The organism is Paenibacillus sp. J22R67, from assembly GCF_059692175.1.
Window position 1 is genome coordinate 1 of sequence record NZ_JCAUAX010000010.1, and the last position, 16649, is coordinate 16649.

A 16649-nucleotide genomic window follows, 5' to 3' on the forward strand; every position below is an offset into this window, starting at 1 on the left:
CTCGTTGTTCAGTTTTCAAAGATCAATTTCTTCCTTATTCATCCATCGCCTTCAAAAGCGACCTGATCAATATACCACATCAGCCTATTCGATTGCAAGAACTTTTTTTTAGTTGCTTTCGTTCTTTCGTTCGACCGCCGAAGCGACAAGAAGTAATATAACAAATACGCAAAGGCATTGCAAGCCTTTTTCTAATAGTAAAATATGGTAACAAAAAAGCTCCAGCGCATGATGCACCAGAGCTTAAAGCTTCTTAACCTTGACTTCCTATAAAGATGTAACGAGCTAGAACAAGAATCGCTAGAACCCACATGAGCCAGTGAATGGAATAACGCTTCTCACTTTTACCACCCAAGTTCGCTGCTGCTGCCAATACCACGTAGGTGACGACACCAAAGGAAATACCATTCGCAATATTGTAAGTGAAAGGCATCAATACAATAGTAAGGAACGCCGGAATCGCGATAACGAAGTCTTGGAAATCAATCTCACGAATCGATTGCACCATCAGAACACCAACAACGATCAAAGCAGCCGCAGTAGCGGAACCAGGAATCAACATCGCGATTGGAGCTAGGAACAGAGCAAGCAAGAAACATACGCCCGTAGTTACGGCCGTCAAACCAGTACGTCCACCCTCTGCCACACCCGCTGCACTTTCAACGAAAGCAGTAACAGTACTTGTCCCAACTAATGCACCACCGCTAACGCCGATTGCATCAACGAACATCGCTTTCCCTACACGTTTGTTGCCTTCTTCTTTGTTCTTCATAATACCAGCGCGACTCGCTGTTCCAACCATGGTGCCGAATGTATCAAACAACTCAACGAATGTAAATGTAGCAATAACAGAGACGATACCCGTTGTCATAATCCCTGCAAAATCAAAGTCAGCAAAACGAAGCTTACTTAAATCGGGTACCCATGTCGTCTCTGCACTTGTTAAAGTACCGAGATTAACCATACCCATGAAGTAACCGATAATTGTAGTAGCCAAAATACCGAACAAGATAGCACCGCGAATACGAAGTACCATAAAGATGGAAATCAGCAGAATACCCACAATCGTTAGAATAACGCCTTTATCTTCTAATGAACCCATATGAAACACAGTTTCAAATGAAAGAACATCTGTAAATTGATGTGCTTTGATATCATTGCCGCTTTCTACAGCAACAGTAAGAATACCGCTGTTTTTGAAGCCGATCATAGCGATAAACAATCCGATCCCCACCGTAATTGCATGCTTCAAGCTATCTGGAACAGCGACAAGGAGCATTTGACGAATTTTGGTCACCGTTAAAATAATAAAGATAATCCCCGAAATGAATACAGCGGTAAGCGCCATTGAGAACGTAAACTTACCTTGTGATGTCAAGATAATCGTTGCAAAATAGGCGTTCAAGCCCATTCCCGGCGCAAGCGCAACAGGAAAGTTAACGAATAACCCCATAGCAATCGTCATGACACCCGCAGCAATCGCTGTTGCCAAGAAAATCGACGTCCAGTCCCCGCCTGTAGCTCCCGTTTTGAAAGCACTCAGCACGTCTGGATTGACTGCAAGGATGTAAGCCATTGTCATAAACGTTGTAATCCCCGCTATGATTTCTGTTCTTACGGTCGTGCCGTTTTGTTTCAATTTAAAAAAGCGATCCATTTTTCCTACTCCTCCTAAAACGAATGGTGGGGAACAGCAAAAAACCCGGAATCATGTTACCTGATTCCGGGTACGAAAAAGGAGCTTCCCTATGAGAGTTGCCCCTTCTATGCATAGCACAAAAAGTCGTCGTAACTCACACAGATTCCGTCCTTTTTTTCGTAGCCAGATCATTTGCGGTGATCTCGTAGAAACTCTCGGGCCAATCCCCAAGATTATACGAAAAACTGTTATCCATTTCACATTTTAGTGCGGAAATAACCCTTTGTCAATAAAAAAGACGAACGTTCCAGGGTTAAATTTTCCCAGAACGTTCGTCTTTTCTAATTTATCTATTCCCACTCAATCGTAGCTGGCGGTTTGGACGTAATGTCGTAGACAATACGGTTTACATTCTCAACTTCGTTCACGATACGAACCGAGATTTTCTCCAACACATCCCAAGGAATACGCGCCCAGTCGGCTGTCATGCCGTCGATGGAAGTTACAGCGCGAATACCTACAGTGTAGGAGTACGTTCTAGCGTCTCCCATAACCCCAACACTTTTCATGCCCGGAAGAGCCGTAAAGTATTGCCAGATCTCGCGATCTAGGCCTGCTTTGGCGATTTCGTCGCGCAAGATGGCGTCGGATTCACGAACGATTTTCAACTTATCCTCAGTTACCTCGCCTAGTACACGAATAGCCAGACCAGGACCTGGGAAAGGTTGTCTCCACACGATCGCTGCAGGAAGACCGCATTCTTCGCCCACTTTACGCACTTCGTCTTTGAACAAAGTTTTGAGCGGCTCGATCAGCTTGAACTTCATATCTTTCGGCAATCCGCCTACGTTGTGATGCGATTTAATCGTTTGAGCTGTAGCTGTACCGCTTTCTACGATATCCGTGTAAAGCGTACCTTGCGCCAAGAACGTAAAGTCATCGAATTGAGCGGACTCCTCTTCGAACACGCGGATAAATTCGGTACCGATAATTTTACGTTTTTGCTCTGGATCGTCTACGCCGGCCAATTTGCCGAGGAAACGTTCACGCGCATCGATTTTGACCACATGCATGTCGAATTTGCCAACAAATGTCTCCATAACGCTTTCTGCCTCGCCTTGACGCAGCAAGCCATGGTCAATGAACATACAAGTCAATTGCGGGCCAATCGCTTTATGCAAAAGGATCGCAACAACGGAGGAATCTACCCCGCCGCTAAGCGCGCAAAGGACTTTCTTGTCGCCTACTTCTTGACGAAGTTCTTTGATCATATCCTCAACAAAGGAGGACATTGTCCAATCACCTTCACAACCACAAACGCCGTAGATGAAGTTATGGATCATTTCGTTCCCTTGCAGGGAGTGACGAACTTCCGGATGGAATTGTACCGCATGAATATTGCGCTCACGATTGCTCATTGCAGCAATTTCAAGGGAATCCGTGCTCGCTTCAATCACGAAACCTTCTGGAAGAACGGAAACGTGGTCCCCATGGCTCATCCATACTGTTTGCTTAGCTTCCAAACCTTTCACGAGCGGGCTTTCATTGGTAAACGAAAGATCTGCCTTACCATATTCACGCGTATGCGCGCGTTCAACTTTACCGTTCAATTGATGAGCAATAAGCTGCATCCCGTAGCAAATCCCCAAAATCGGAATCCCCAAATCAAAAATTTGCGGATCAACAGCTGGAGCTCCCTCACCGTACACGCTGGATGGACCGCCTGAGAACACAATACCCTTAGGCTGAAGCTCGCGAATTTTCTCAACCGTGGTATTGAACGGCAGCAATTCGCTGTACACGCCCAAATCACGAATTCGTCTAGCAATCAGTTGGTTGTACTGGCCTCCAAAATCTAAAACGACGATCATTTCACTCGGTTTACTCATTATCCGACCTCCTAAGTTCATAGCGGTTGAGCTGTCAGGGGTACCCCTGTCCACTTACCGCTATTTATAGGTACTAATTTTAAACATTAGGTACCTAGGATGTAAAGGGGTTTAATGTGTCTTTTGAATGGCTTTCCATATTGCCATAATTTCCCGCTTCGTATAATGCGAAGTATTGGCGGCATCATACCGGATGCTTTCATAAATTAAGGCGAATTTGAGCAGCGCTTGTTTTTGTCCTTGATGCTTGAAGCTCATAGCTGTTACATAGTCTCTCACGGTTTGATCCTTAGGTTTGGCACCATACCTGCGGAATAACTGGAGCCATAAACGGTCCATATAAGGAATCATGGGATGCAGATTGTTTAAGCCGTGTTTGTAAAATGGAACGAGCGCTGCGTTCACCAAGAAACCTTTTCGCTTCAACAGAAGCACAACTGCCGCCAGAACGAGAAGGCCCCCTAGCAACATGATGAAATGGTTACGATTTGTTTTGGCATAATCAATGACTGTATGTTTCGCAGCTTGCAGCCATTCGCTTGAATTCGCTGTAAATTTCCCCGGCACCGGAATGTTCATCAGAGAAGCTGTCATCGCAGATTGTTCCATAGCAGCCGTAGTTAAGGTCTCTCTTGGATGGTCGGAAGAAATACCCGAGAATCCCGGCGTAGGTTCAAACGGCACCCACCCCATAGAAGGGAAATAAACTTCCACCCAGGAGTGTGCATCCGAATTACGGACCAGCACTTCTTGAAGCTGGTCTGCCCCACTGTCAGCTGATTGCAGCGTTCCAGGAGCGAACCCTTTTACCCAGCGAGCAGGCACGCCGACAGAACGCAGCATTACAACCATCGACGTTGAAAAATGATCACAATACCCGGTCTTATCCACGAACAAAAAGTGGCTGACAAAGTCCTCGCTCCGGCTTGGAGCCGTAGGTTTCTCAAGGCTGTACGTATAGGTGTTGCTCAAATACTGCTCAATCGCAACAGCTTTGGCATATGGCGTGAGCCGATTAGCTGTAATTTGCTCGGCAATGCTGCGAACCGACCTCGGCAATGTTGCTGGCAGCTGTAGATAATCGCCTGTAATCTCAGGCGGATAGGCACCCATATCCGAGTTCAGCAAAGTCGGATTTTCCTTAACAGGCTGCACGGATATTTTGTAATACGACAAAGGATCTGCCATTTCAGGCAAAACAACTTTACCGCTGAGCGGAGACTTGAGCAGGATGTCTGGTGATAACGGCTTCCCCTTTTCCGTCAGAAGAGAGTCCACACCAAGTAGATTGCCACCCAAGAACAACTGTTTATTCGGTGATTTATCGCTCCACAAAACTTCCTGTGTAACAAGTCTGTCGTTAGTTGTTTGAACGGGTGATGCATACGACTCAAGTGTTTGATTCGTTTGGGTCCAGCCTTTGCCGTCGTAGAAGTTTTTGGATTCCCCGCGCCAGTAAGTCAATTCAGAGGTTTTGGCTGTGAAAACCGGAGTCGTGTCTACTTGGAGTGGACCTCCTAAGGACGTATCATTTTGACCGTAGCCTGATTTGGCCACAGCTCCTCCAGCATGACTCTCCTCCTTGTAAAGTTCAACCAAACGATCGGACATATACGCCCAGCTTACCGGTTTCATCAAAGGTTCCGGCTCAGCTTGCTTAGCCGAATACCATGCAGTTGCGGCTAGAACCCCCACTATGGCTGCACTAACGGCCACCCACCTAAAAGCGCTCCCTGGACGAACCGAAGCAAAGCCGTAGGTTTGTTCAATTCTAGAAAGGTTCAGCAGTGCTAACAGTAAAAGTCCATATCCTATTGTGCGCATGATGCCTTGCACGGTATCCGCACCAAATACCAATTGAAGAACAACCAGATACATCAACGTGGCGGCGACAAACCACAGGCTGTGCTGCCTCTGCAGCATAAGCGCCTGGATCACGGAAATGAGAAGCGACCAGCCCAGCAGAAATAGCAAAGTCCGAAGTTCACCGCTGATGAGGTCGAAATGTGCTTGCATTACATGGCTAGCATCCTGAATGATCGTTCCAACTAAGTCAATGACCCATGCACCGGTTATAAAGGTTTCACGGTTAAACATAAATCCGACAAAAAGCAGAATCAATACACCTTTGGCTGTCCAACCCCATGCGTAAGGTACCTTAAAGCAATCTATAGCGATGCATAACGCAAAAACGACCAATATAGGGCCGGATTCAATCGACGTATCTGCCATCCATGCTAGTGGACGGAGCCATTCCGAAATCAGTAAGAACAGCAAGAGAGAGATTAGGATGTCTCGGAAAAAGGTTTGGTGAAGCGGCGATGATGTCGCTATACCGGTCACTGTGCTGGCGTGGAAGATGGGTCTCGGTGGAATGGCTCCCGAAGGACGAACAACCTCATCTGCTTTACGAGATGAGTTCGAAGATTGAAAGAGCATGCGCGAATCGCGCCGTGGTTCAAGCGGTTGCATCCGCGACACCTCCTTGTTTCGGCCACTGAATCCGCGGGTGCGGCACTTCCGTGAAACTGCAGCCTGCGGCCTGCAGCTGCGAAGCCCCCTCTCGCTCAGCGACCGAGAGGGAAGGCTTGGCGTGCACGTAGATCACGTGCACGGAACGGCGCTTGGTGCGCGCATCCGCAATCGCGCGCACCAGCGCCACATCCAGCGTCGATGTGATACACACCATCGACGCATCGGGCGGCAAGGCCGCCGCCTCTTTCCTGACGAGGTCAGGAAAGGCCATAGCGGGCTTGCCGCCCACGCTCGCGAGTACTTCGTACGCGAGCGTCAGGTCTGGGCGAATCGTCGGCGCGATTCGCTTTCCGTTCGAGCTGCTGGCGAAGCCGCAGCTCTCGCGCCCGCCAGCGGCGGCTTCGAAGAAGCCTGCCGCGAGGGCGACGCCCTTCTCCAGCAGCGGCTGAGCCGCCTCGGCTGGGCTCGCCGCAGGCGCCGCATCGAGCAGCAGCATCCGCTTCGCGGAGGCGGCCTGCTCGGGGTCTTTGGTCATCAGCCGGTTCAACCGGGCTGTGGATTTCCAGTGGATGCGGTGATAGGGGTCACCGCTGGCATAGTCACGGATACCGCTGATCAGCGGCGTCTCCGCTTTGGGACCGCGGGCGGTAGGCACGTCGCCGTCGTCCGCGTGAAAGGTCATGCCGGAGCGGCTGAGCGTATCCGCCTTCGGGTAGACGACGCACCGGTGGATCTCGTCCCGGTGCGTTCTACGAACAGCAAAACCGAACATATCCCCGGTGACCGCTTCACACCCCGCGAAGCGATAAACGCCGCGCATAAGGCCTGTTATTTTATAATGGAAAAGTATCGTGGACTGAAACCATGGGAAAAGCAGCTTGCTGTAAATCAGCTGAGCCCCGCTCCCTTCATGGACCCACGTTTCTTTGACGACCAACCATGGCATTGGCATCCGTGCGCGGTGCCCGATCCCGAGGGTGATGGTGATATCTTCACCCGATACAAACACTTCTCCTGATAACTGTCGGTTGATCGACAGCCCTTTGAATGCAAAGACATAAAAGAAGCCAGCCTGAATCCATATCAGGGTCAAGATGATCCCTAAATACCAGGCAGCGAAACCGCCTTGCCAATAAACCAGCAAAACCGATAAGACACACCCCACAAAGAGCAGCGACGTTTTACCCCAGCTTTTCATGAATGTGCCCCCTACTTCGACGAAACATAGCGTAGTACTGGAGTTTGTAAGGAAGCTAATAGTTCGGCTAGTATCCGTTCGGCTGACTTGCCCGTCATCCGGGCTTCGGAAGTCAGAATAAGTCGGTGCGCCCACACCGGCAGCACCAAATCCTTAATATCGTCCGGTACAACAAAAGTTCTGCCTTTCATAAAAGCAGACGTTTGGGCTGCACGCATCAACGCGTAGGATGCCCTTGGACTTGCACCGAGGTACAGGTCTGTATGTTCCCTTGTAGCTAAGGCAAGGCGAACGATGAAATCTTTTAAGGTATTATCGACATGAATCATGGCTGCTTCTCTTTGTAATTGCACAAACTCATCCTGCACAATAACAGGCTTCACTTGATCAATTGGATGGCGATCCTGCAGTCGGTCGAGCATCAGAATCTCTTGATCCGGCGTCGGATAACCTAATGATAGTTTCATCAGGAAACGATCCATTTGCGCTTCAGGCAGCGCGTAAGTCCCCTCGTAATCTACGGGATTTTGAGTGGCTAGCAAGACGAAAGGCTTCGGCAGTTCATAGCCCACTCCATCCACCGTAACCCGCTTCTCTTCCATCGCTTCCAGAAAAGCAGATTGTGTTTTCGGAGAGGTCCGGTTGCATTCATCTGCCAATACGATCGGCGTCATTAAAGGCCCGGGGCGAAACTCAAAGTCACCTGTCTTCGCATTATAAACAGACACGCCCGTCACATCGGACGGCAGCAAATCCGGCGTGCATTGTATTCTCTTAAACTCGCAACCAATGGTTCTTGCCAAAGCGCGCACAAGCATCGTTTTTCCCACACCGGGCACGTCTTCCAATAAAAGATGACCGCCGCTTAACATCGCGATGAACGCCTGCTCAATCGTCTCTCTTTTGCCAACAATGACTTTCTCCACGTTCAGGATCATCCGTTCCACGAGAGGCTGCGGCTGATCGAATATTCGTGTCTTCGACTGCATAGTCAAGAAGCCTCCTTACATAAGGGTATGCTTCTAGTTTTTCCAGTCTTCTACTATTTTAGACATTAGCCTGCTAGGGCAAATAGAGAGTTTTTTAGAATACTATTATTTTCTTTCAGCATATAAAATTGCCGGAATGCCATAGACACTTCTCGTCTGCCCTCTTCCATCACCGTATCCGTAATTCTACCTCCTAACGAATCTACCGTTTTGCGTAGGGGCACGACCATCGTCCCTTCCTGCAACTCCATATCAGCGAGCGAGTAGGTTGCTACGCTATTTCCCAAAGCATACGCGCGAATCGTTCTCGTCGGTAAGTCATATTCAATATCATAGATGCCGTAATGGGCATTAGCTGTCTTGGTTTTATCCTGCCACTGTACATTTCCACCTAGTTTTTCTATTAGAAAACGCAATGAAAGCTCAATGCGATTCGATCGCAACTGATATTGCGCCGGCTCCAAGGTAACACTGCTCCACCTAGAAAAATGGACCTTCAACGGTACGGGCGGTTGTATAGCGAGTAATGGCGACTCTTGCTCTCCTACTGCCACCTTTTGCTTCGCTAGCTGCTCGTCTGTGTTCTTAGGCTCCTCTTTGATCTGCTGCAGCCCCGGGTGCTGATGTACGGTCGCATATTGCTGTGTTTCCTCCCATAGTTGTTGAAAATGGGCCGCACTCATGTTTCTCGACCACTTGGATTTCCCCACCTGGAATTGCTTCGGCTTCACTTCAGTTGTCAGGGGTGCGAAAGCATAACCCAGGTTTTTATAGTATTCAATCACCTTAGGCAGGATCTCTACCGTCGATTCATGCCCCGTGCCGTCGTGAAATAGAACTGTTAATTCGTGCTCAAGCGGCGATTCCTTTACCGTTTGCCAGATCTCACCTGACGGCACATTAACTCTCTTCGAGTCTCCGCTGTCTACATTCCAGTCCACGACGGTATAGCCTGCTTTATCCATTAAATAGTAATAATAGGCATCAAAATTGGTATAAGTTCCTCCAGGCGCACGAACGAATTGCGGGCGGGTATCTGCGATATCGGCGAATATTTCCTCACTGCGCTGAATTTGATCCCAGAACGTTTGAAAATCGCTGTAAAGCTCTTTATATACATGATTATAGGAATGATTGCCTAAGGTATGTCCGTCTTTCAAAATTCTTTTCACCAAATCTGGATGCTCTTTGGCTTGTTCGCCCAGCGCGAAAAACGTAGCTTTCACGCCCTCTTGCTCTAAAATATCTAGAACCTTACCCGTTAGCTTGCTAGGACCATCATCAAAGGTTAAATAAACCGTAGGCTGCTCAGGAGTTACATAGTTTTTCTCTTCCTGCTGCACGCGCTTGCCTGTTTTGAGCTTTTGATAGACCTCCTGCTCATCTTTTGCGGAGTTTCCATCCTCCTCCGTGGCCTTTACAGGGACAGCAGAGAGAAACAGCGAAACTAGTAGTAGGATGACCATAGTGAGTTGGATACTTGTCCGTTTACTGGCTGCATGTTGAACTTGAAAACGCATGCGATGATCCCTCCGCTTGTTCTATCATTTTGCTAACTGATAGAGTATATGGGAGATAATCGGGGAGTATGTCTCTTATCTAGCAGTAATTTTCCGAAGATGAGCAGCAGCCACTCCCGATATGAGAAAGGGAACTAGAGTCCTCTATTTAGTCGTAATCGGGTGCTTTCATTAGATAAGCGGAACTACAGGTTCTTAATTGTTGAAAAATCCAGTATTTCCCCTAATTTCAGCTAGATAGAGGATCACAGTTCCTCTCCAGCTAGCGAAAAGCCATTCTCAGATGAAATAGCAGACTGTAGTTCTCATCCCCCTTACCTCGCGCCCACCGTGTCCATCGAATAAAAAAAGGCCGCCGAGAACATCTCTCGACAGCCATTCCTTCTACAATTCCACGACCGCATCCAGCACCGACTGGACATGATTTTTAATCCGCACCTTACTCCATTCCTTCACTATGTATCCTTCCTCGTCTATGAGGAAAGTCGAACGGACAATGCCCATGTACTCACGGCCATACAGCTTTTTGAGTGCCCATACCCCATACTTCTCAGCCACCTGATGGTCGCTATCCGAGAGCAGCAGGAAAGGCAGCTCATACTTCGCGATAAATTTATGATGGGCATTCAGTTCATCGGGACTAATTCCGATGACTTCGACCCCGAGCTCGGCGAACTTGCCGTTATAGTCGCGGAAATCGCAAGATTCCTGCGTGCAGGTTGGCGTATTATCTTGTGGGTAAAAGTAGATAACCACCTTTTTCCCTATGTAATCATGCAGGGATACGCTGCTGCCACTCGATGCAGGCAGTGTAAAATCTGGGGCAAGACGTTTGACCGTCTCTTGCTCTTTTTTCTTGGCCATTCTATGAACGCTCCTCTATCCATTCCTTCTTATCTCCCCCATTATGCGATATTTGCAGCTTCACATCAAACCTCAATGACCAAAACTAGCGTATGCCATGAAAAACATGGTAGGTTTAATAGGATGGTATAAAACTTAAAGGAGTGAAGAATCGTCATGCATCCTATTCAACGTATGTCATTACTCTCCACATTGGGACTGACACTAGCCCTTCCTACTTTATCAGTCTCTGCCGCAGCAGCGGATAATAGCGCACTTATTACACGCGGACAATTCATTAAACAAATTACCGACCAGCTGAAACTGTCACCTTTGAATAAGCAAACCGTACTGCCTTCCGACGTCAGTGCAGAGTCTCCCTATGCTGACACCGTACGCATCATGCGTGAACGCCAAATCCTGCAGGGATATTCGGACGGCACCTTCCGTCTGAACCAAGTGGTCAGCCCTGCGGAAGCTTCCCTCATTCTGGGGAGATTCCTAGGTATAGCGGACAGCAAGGCAAGCGCTGTTCTACAAACCGATTTCAGCGTTGATTTCAGCGGACAAGCTGCCGGCATTACCCTTGACACGGCAGGATCAGCCATTAAGAAGGCGTTAGCGAACGACCCATCGGTCTCTTCCTGGCTCGTTGCTGATCCAACTTCACCAATTGATCTAAAAACGTTCCGTGGTCACATGGAGATGGGCATGCATATTCTGTTTCATCCAAATGCAGGATCTCCGTTAGACAACTTGCAGACATCTGTCCAATCAGACATCAGCTATAATAAAGATCAGGGCCTCCATCAAACCATTACGACCACCGCACCAGGATCAGATATGGTCATGAAAACGATCAAAATGGACCAATACATGGTCAGTCAAGGCACTTTCATGTCGATGCCGAGTGCAGCGAATGACGGCATTGAATGGTATGATATGTCCAAGCAGGTGCCATTCACTTTCGAACAGCTGATGGAGCTGCAGAAGAAAAGCATGGACATGAGCAAAACCTTGGTAACGCCATATTTCTTCTACAAGGATCTTGGCACAACCGAGAAAGATGGGCAAAAGCAGCGCAAGGTTTCTATTCGAGGTAAACTGACCAACACCGCCGATATTGTCAAAACATTAAGCGGGCTTGGCGGCAGCCAAGATGCGTTCAAAGAGGTGCTTAACTCCCCTGCGATCGCAGGAATGAGTGTGTCCTTATCTGCTGTGCTTACGGTAGATGAGCAGTCCAAACTTCCTGTCAGTATGGATGGAGATTATATCGTCGAGTATGGCGAGGACCCGAATATTCCACTTGATCATGTGGACATGACTATGTCCATGACCTATCAGGATGTGAATCAGCCAATAGATATTCAATTGCCTGAGGAGGCTAAGAAAGCGAAACCTCTTCCTGTGCCTGCTCAATAAATACAAAAGACGAACCTTGATTCCCACAATTCGTGGAGATTGAGGTTCTTTTGTGTTTGGTGGCGGCGGAGGCTATCCATTCCCATTCCAATTCGCACTTACCGCTTTTTTCCATTAGAATGAATGTTAGAAATTTATCGCAAGCAGGTGATTCCTTATGTTTAAAATATTGCTGATCGAAGATGATGCAACTCTCTTCACGGAAGTGAAGGACCGGCTCGCTCAGTGGTCCTACGATGTGCATGGCATAACGGATTTCGGCCGGGTCATCGAAACGTTCGCGGCCTTGAAACCGGATCTCGTGATTATTGATATTCAACTCCCGAAATTCGACGGCTTCCATTGGTGCCGAATGATTCGAACCCACTCCAATGTCCCCATTGTCTTCTTGTCCTCACGCGATCACCCTACGGACATGGTGATGTCGATGCAGCTGGGCGCCGATGATTTCATCCAGAAACCGTTTCATTTCGACGTGCTTATCGCCAAAATCCATGCTATTCTCCGTCGGGTCTATAACTATAATACGGAGCCGCTCAAGCTGAAAACCTGGTGCGGTGCTACGATTGATTATGAGAAAAATACGGTGACTAATGAGGCCGGCACGATCGAATTAACGAAAAATGAAATTTTCATTCTAAAGTTCCTTATCGAACGCAAGAATACAATCGTTAGCCGGGACATCATCATTAACAGTCTCTGGGACGACCAGCGGTTTGTAAGTGACAATACCTTAACTGTCAATGTTAATCGCCTTCGGAAAACGCTGGACGAGCTGGGTTTAGGCCGTTTCATCGAAACAAAGGTCGGGCAAGGCTATATGGCCACGGAAGAGGCTCATTTCCATGATTAGGCGCTATCTCGTCGAAAGAAGAAGCTGGCTCCTTTTCTTTTTATCCGTACAGACCCTTGTTCTACTTATTGCCTTTTTGGATAAGGCCATTCCATTTGGACCTATTCTATACATTGTTTTTCTTACCACAACGTTATTTCTGATCTTTTTCGTTTTTCGCTACAACAAAGAAACTCGGTTCTATAAGCAGCTTGAAGAACGAGATAACAACCTGGACCTCACCAGTATAGAAGGTGCGGATACTCCCCTGGAGTCTATCGTAGAGACTAGCATGATGAATCTGGCCGAACATCTCCGTCAATCCGCGTCTTGGCATCAGGTGGCGTTGGAACAAGAGAAGGACGATTTGCTCGCATGGATTCATGAAGTCAAAACACCGCTCACGGCAATGCGGCTAATGATGGACCGTCTGGAAGATGAGCCGATGAAGACCGCATTAACCTACGAATGGCTAAGGATTCACCTTCTCCTGGATAGGCAGCTTCATCAGAAGCGGCTCCCGTTCATGGAGAACGACCTGTATATCGAGCAGGTGAATTTGGAATCATTGACCTATGCAGAAATTAAGACGCTCAAGACATGGTGCATCCAAAAAGGCATCGGCTTCGATGTTGATTTCGAAGTCACGGACGTGCTGAGCGATGCCAAATGGCTCGCTTTCATTCTGCGTCAGTTGGTGACGAACGCCGTGAAGTACAGCGATCCTCACGCTTCGGATATCATCATCCGAAGCCTCAGCGACAATGAACGGACGGTCCTTGAGGTCATCGACCACGGCCGCGGCATCGAACCTAAGGATCTGCCGCGCATCTTCGACAAGGGCTTCACCTCCACAGCCTGGCATCAAGACAGCGCAGCTACGGGGATGGGCCTCTATTTGGCCAAGAAAGCCGCCAAGTCGTTGCTTATTCAGATCACTGTGAGCTCGGAGCCTGGCGCGGGCACAACCTTCGCCCTCACCTTCCCCCAGCCGAATGAGGTCTTGCGCATCACAGGCATGTGACAGCTTTGTCACATGCCTTTCTTCTTTGTTCGCCCGATCGAGGGAGAAACGGGTCAGCTCTTTTTATAATAAAGCTAACGAATAAAGGAGTGTGTGTAATGACAATTCTGGAAGCAGTGAAAATTCATAAAAGCTACGGCAACAAATTTAACAAGCAAGAAGTGCTGAAAGGTCTCGATATTCGCATTGAAAAAGGGGAGTTCGTCAGTATTATGGGGGCGTCCGGCTCGGGGAAAACCACTTTGCTCAATGTGCTTTCCTCCATAGATAAGGTTAGCCAAGGCTCGATTCAAATCGAGGGCAAAGAGATTACGACTTTGAAGGAAAAACAATTAGCCGAGTTTCGCAAGCGGCATTTGGGATTTATTTTCCAGGATTACAATCTGCTTGATACCTTGACCGTCAAAGAAAACATTCTTCTGCCGCTTTCGATTACCAAAACTTCCAAGCAGGACGCGGAGACCAAATTTCAAACAGTCGCGACTGAGCTGGGCATTTATGAAATCAAGGATAAGTATCCGAATGAGATTTCAGGCGGGCAGAAACAGCGGACCTCCGCGGCCAGAGCGTTCGTACATGAGCCAGGCATTATTTTCGCTGACGAGCCTACTGGTGCTCTAGACTCCAAATCCGCATCCGATTTGCTGCATAAGCTGAGCGATATGAACGAGAAGCGGAAGGCGACCATCGTCATGGTTACGCACGACTCCGTCGCTGCGAGCTACGGGAGCCGGGTTATTTTCATCAAAGACGGGCAAATGTACACGCAGCTTTATAAAGGGCAGGAATCCAGACAAGACTTCTTTCAAGACATTATGAAAACTCAGGCAGTTCTAGGCGGTGTGCAGAATGAGCATTAACCAGCTGATTTTTCAAAATTTGAAAGCGAACATCAAGCACTACTATTTGTATATATTCGCTTTAATGTTCAGCGTCGCGCTTTACTTTGCTTTCGTCACTTTGCAATACGATCCCGCTTTGGATCAGACCAGAGGCTCCATTAAAGGAGCAGCAGCCATCAAATCAGCATCGGTCCTGCTAATCGCGATTGTCGCCATCTTCAACCTGTATGCCAATAACATCTTTGTCAAAAGGCGCAGCAAGGAAATCGGCTTATTACAGCTGATCGGTATGACGAAAACGTCGATTTTCCGTATCCTCAGCACAGAGAATTTCATCCTGTATTTCAGTTCCCTGCTTATAGGAAGCTTCATCGGATTCTCCGTGTCGAAGTTGATTCTGATGGTTTTGTTTCAAATTACGGGTGTCAACGCGATCGCAACGCTCCACTTTTCGACCCAGGCACTAGTCCAGACACTTATTGTGTTCGTGGCGGTCTATTTGCTTATCATGCTGGTTAACTATGTGTTTATAAAAAGACAAACCATTCTGTCATTGTTCCGAGTTTCCACGTCAACCGAAATCAAAGTAAAGCGGATGTCCCTTGCAGAAGCAGTCCTCGGATTGATTGGTATTACGCTCATCCTGCTTGGGTATTATGTTTCATCAAAGCTGCTCAGCGGTGATTTCACCACAATGGTCGAGTTGTTCTCAGCCATGATCTTTATTTTGGCTTCGGTCATTGTCGGTTCTTATCTATTTTATAGAGGCTCCGTTCGTATGCTGCTTAACGTCATCCGCAAGAAGAAAAACGGTTATTTGAATGTTCGCGAAGTACTCTCACTCTCTTCCATCATGTTTCGGATGAAATCCAATGCCCTGCTGCTGACCATCATTACAACCGTGTCCGCATTAGCCATCGCTTTATTGTCTCTAAGCTACATTTCGTACTATTCTGCGGAAAAAACAGCAAAAAACGATGTGCCGGCCCATTTCTCCATCACTCAAAAGGAAGATGCCGACAATTTCAAAGCGGCGCTGGACGACCGTCATATTTCACATAATGACACGACCATTGAAGTGATACAGGTAAAAGCCAACATAAAGGGAATTCTTGCGGGCAATATGAATGGGCTTATGGCCGATCCGAGCATCATGACGCTGTCCGTAATCAGCGACGTAAATACGCCTTCCTACGATATGGCACCCGAACAAACACTGTTTACCGGCACCAATGATCTATTGAGTAAATTTATGAATTTTAAAAAATCTGGGCAAATCGAGCTAGCCGGTCAGCAAATCGTTGCCCCGCTAACCTACTTAGGCTCGAAGAAGCTGTCCATTGTCTCTTGGTACTTCACAAACGGCGGCATGCCGACAGCCATTGTAGACGACTCTGTCTTCCAGCGACTAAAGCTGGATCTGGTGCCCTCGCTGCAAAAGAAGTCACCAACGTATCAGGGCATCGATATTGTGAAAGAGACTGAACTGCAAACAGCTAATCAGATTTTCGGAGAATTAGGCTTTGATACAAATGGTCGTGGTGATTCCCGGCTAGATAGCACTCTTAACCAAAAAAATAGAATGGGACTTACTATGTTCATCGTTGGTTTCCTCGGTCTTACGTTCCTGATCACATCAGGCTGCATTCTATATTTCAAGCAGATGGATGAGAGCGAAGACGAGAAACCGACCTACACGATTTTGCGTAAACTTGGCTATACGCAGGAGGACCTGTTAAAGGGGATTCGCCGCAAGCAGCTATTTAACTTCGGAATCCCACTTGTCGTAGGCCTTACTCATAGTTACTTCGCCGTTCAATCCGGCTGGTTCCTGTTCGGAGCGGAACTGTGGACGCCCATGATATTGGTCATGGTGCTGTATACCGCCTTATACTCTGTCTTCGGATTTCTTTCCGTCCAGCATTATAAGAAAGTCATCCGCAGAGCGCTTTGATTGACGGACGATTTATCCA

At 47.8% G+C, this 16649-nt stretch carries 12 protein-coding genes and 1 riboswitch; of the genes, 5 read left to right on the forward strand and 7 right to left on the reverse strand.

All coding sequences use genetic code 11. The features are described from left to right. Window positions 1–253: 253 nt before the first annotated feature. The 7 genes from AC58VC_RS28715 to bcp form a co-directional block, all read right to left on the reverse strand. Entirely contained in the window at window positions 254–1657 is a 1404-nt protein-coding gene (locus AC58VC_RS28715) for an NCS2 family permease (RefSeq protein WP_497373833.1), read from the reverse strand. A gap of 142 nt (window positions 1658–1799) precedes the next feature. Beyond that, window positions 1800–1900: riboswitch (purine riboswitch) on the reverse strand. Window positions 1901–1989: 89 nt separating this feature from the next. Next, complete coding sequence (gene guaA, locus AC58VC_RS28720; protein ID WP_161406619.1) at window positions 1990–3528, reverse strand: glutamine-hydrolyzing GMP synthase; 1539 nt, start codon at window positions 3526–3528, stop codon at window positions 1990–1992. Between the two features lie 111 nt (window positions 3529–3639). Next, window positions 3640–6000 carry a transglutaminase-like domain-containing protein gene (locus tag AC58VC_RS28725; RefSeq protein ID WP_497373836.1) on the reverse strand — a complete coding sequence of 787 codons (2361 nt, stop codon included), beginning with the start codon at window positions 5998–6000 and terminating at the stop codon, window positions 3640–3642. Further along, complete coding sequence (locus AC58VC_RS28730; RefSeq protein ID WP_497373838.1) at window positions 5987–7201, reverse strand: DUF58 domain-containing protein; 1215 nt, start codon at window positions 7199–7201, stop codon at window positions 5987–5989. The genes AC58VC_RS28725 and AC58VC_RS28730 overlap by 14 nt, the downstream gene beginning before the upstream one ends. Window positions 7202–7212: 11 nt before the next feature. After that, window positions 7213–8190, reverse strand: coding sequence for an AAA family ATPase (locus AC58VC_RS28735; protein WP_497373840.1), 978 nt, complete (start codon window positions 8188–8190; stop codon window positions 7213–7215). A gap of 65 nt (window positions 8191–8255) precedes the next feature. Next, window positions 8256–9710 carry a polysaccharide deacetylase family protein gene (locus AC58VC_RS28740; protein WP_497373842.1) on the reverse strand — a complete coding sequence of 485 codons (1455 nt, stop codon included), beginning with the start codon at window positions 9708–9710 and terminating at the stop codon, window positions 8256–8258. Between the two features lie 384 nt (window positions 9711–10094). Then, the gene (gene bcp / locus AC58VC_RS28745) at window positions 10095–10574 is read right to left on the reverse strand and encodes a thioredoxin-dependent thiol peroxidase (RefSeq protein WP_497373844.1); all 480 of its coding nucleotides are present in this window, start codon (window positions 10572–10574) and stop codon (window positions 10095–10097) included. Between the two features lie 156 nt (window positions 10575–10730). On the opposite strand from bcp, the gene AC58VC_RS28750 reads away from it, so the two are divergent. The 5 genes from AC58VC_RS28750 to AC58VC_RS28770 all read left to right on the forward strand — a co-directional run bounded on the left by AC58VC_RS28750 (window position 10731) and on the right by AC58VC_RS28770 (window position 16630). Next, window positions 10731–11978 carry a DUF6612 family protein gene (locus tag AC58VC_RS28750; protein ID WP_497373846.1) on the forward strand — a complete coding sequence of 416 codons (1248 nt, stop codon included), beginning with the start codon at window positions 10731–10733 and terminating at the stop codon, window positions 11976–11978. 157 nt (window positions 11979–12135) lie between these two features. Further along, a complete protein-coding gene (locus AC58VC_RS28755; RefSeq protein WP_497373848.1) occupies window positions 12136–12831 on the forward strand; it encodes a response regulator transcription factor in 696 nt (231 codons plus the stop codon). Beyond that, window positions 12824–13834, forward strand: coding sequence for a sensor histidine kinase (locus AC58VC_RS28760; RefSeq protein WP_497373850.1), 1011 nt, complete (start codon window positions 12824–12826; stop codon window positions 13832–13834). Before AC58VC_RS28755 ends, AC58VC_RS28760 begins: the two co-directional genes overlap by 8 nt. Before the next feature lie 98 nt (window positions 13835–13932). Continuing rightward, window positions 13933–14694: an ABC transporter ATP-binding protein gene (locus AC58VC_RS28765; RefSeq protein WP_497373852.1), complete on the forward strand. Its 762-nt coding sequence runs from the start codon at window positions 13933–13935 to the stop codon at window positions 14692–14694. Beyond that, entirely contained in the window at window positions 14684–16630 is a 1947-nt protein-coding gene (locus tag AC58VC_RS28770; protein WP_497373854.1) for an FtsX-like permease family protein, read from the forward strand. Before AC58VC_RS28765 ends, AC58VC_RS28770 begins: the two co-directional genes overlap by 11 nt. The last annotated feature ends 19 nt before the right edge of the window (window positions 16631–16649 follow it).

Excerpts from the sequence above, each read along its gene's own strand:
- AC58VC_RS28715 (WP_497373833.1), bottom strand. The coding sequence starts at position 1,657 with ATGGATCGCTTTTTTAAATTGAAACAAAACGGCACGACCGTAAGAACA.
- guaA (WP_161406619.1), bottom strand. The coding sequence starts at position 3,528 with ATGAGTAAACCGAGTGAAATGATCGTCGTTTTAGATTTTGGAGGCCAG.
- AC58VC_RS28725 (WP_497373836.1), bottom strand. The coding sequence starts at position 6,000 with ATGCAACCGCTTGAACCACGGCGCGATTCGCGCATGCTCTTTCAATCT.
- AC58VC_RS28730 (WP_497373838.1), bottom strand. The coding sequence starts at position 7,201 with ATGAAAAGCTGGGGTAAAACGTCGCTGCTCTTTGTGGGGTGTGTCTTA.
- AC58VC_RS28735 (WP_497373840.1), bottom strand. The coding sequence starts at position 8,190 with ATGCAGTCGAAGACACGAATATTCGATCAGCCGCAGCCTCTCGTGGAA.
- AC58VC_RS28740 (WP_497373842.1), bottom strand. The coding sequence starts at position 9,710 with ATGCGTTTTCAAGTTCAACATGCAGCCAGTAAACGGACAAGTATCCAA.
- bcp (WP_497373844.1), bottom strand. The coding sequence starts at position 10,574 with ATGGCCAAGAAAAAAGAGCAAGAGACGGTCAAACGTCTTGCCCCAGAT.
- AC58VC_RS28750 (WP_497373846.1), top strand. The coding sequence starts at position 10,731 with ATGCATCCTATTCAACGTATGTCATTACTCTCCACATTGGGACTGACA.
- AC58VC_RS28755 (WP_497373848.1), top strand. The coding sequence starts at position 12,136 with ATGTTTAAAATATTGCTGATCGAAGATGATGCAACTCTCTTCACGGAA.
- AC58VC_RS28760 (WP_497373850.1), top strand. The coding sequence starts at position 12,824 with ATGATTAGGCGCTATCTCGTCGAAAGAAGAAGCTGGCTCCTTTTCTTT.
- AC58VC_RS28765 (WP_497373852.1), top strand. The coding sequence starts at position 13,933 with ATGACAATTCTGGAAGCAGTGAAAATTCATAAAAGCTACGGCAACAAA.
- AC58VC_RS28770 (WP_497373854.1), top strand. The coding sequence starts at position 14,684 with ATGAGCATTAACCAGCTGATTTTTCAAAATTTGAAAGCGAACATCAAG.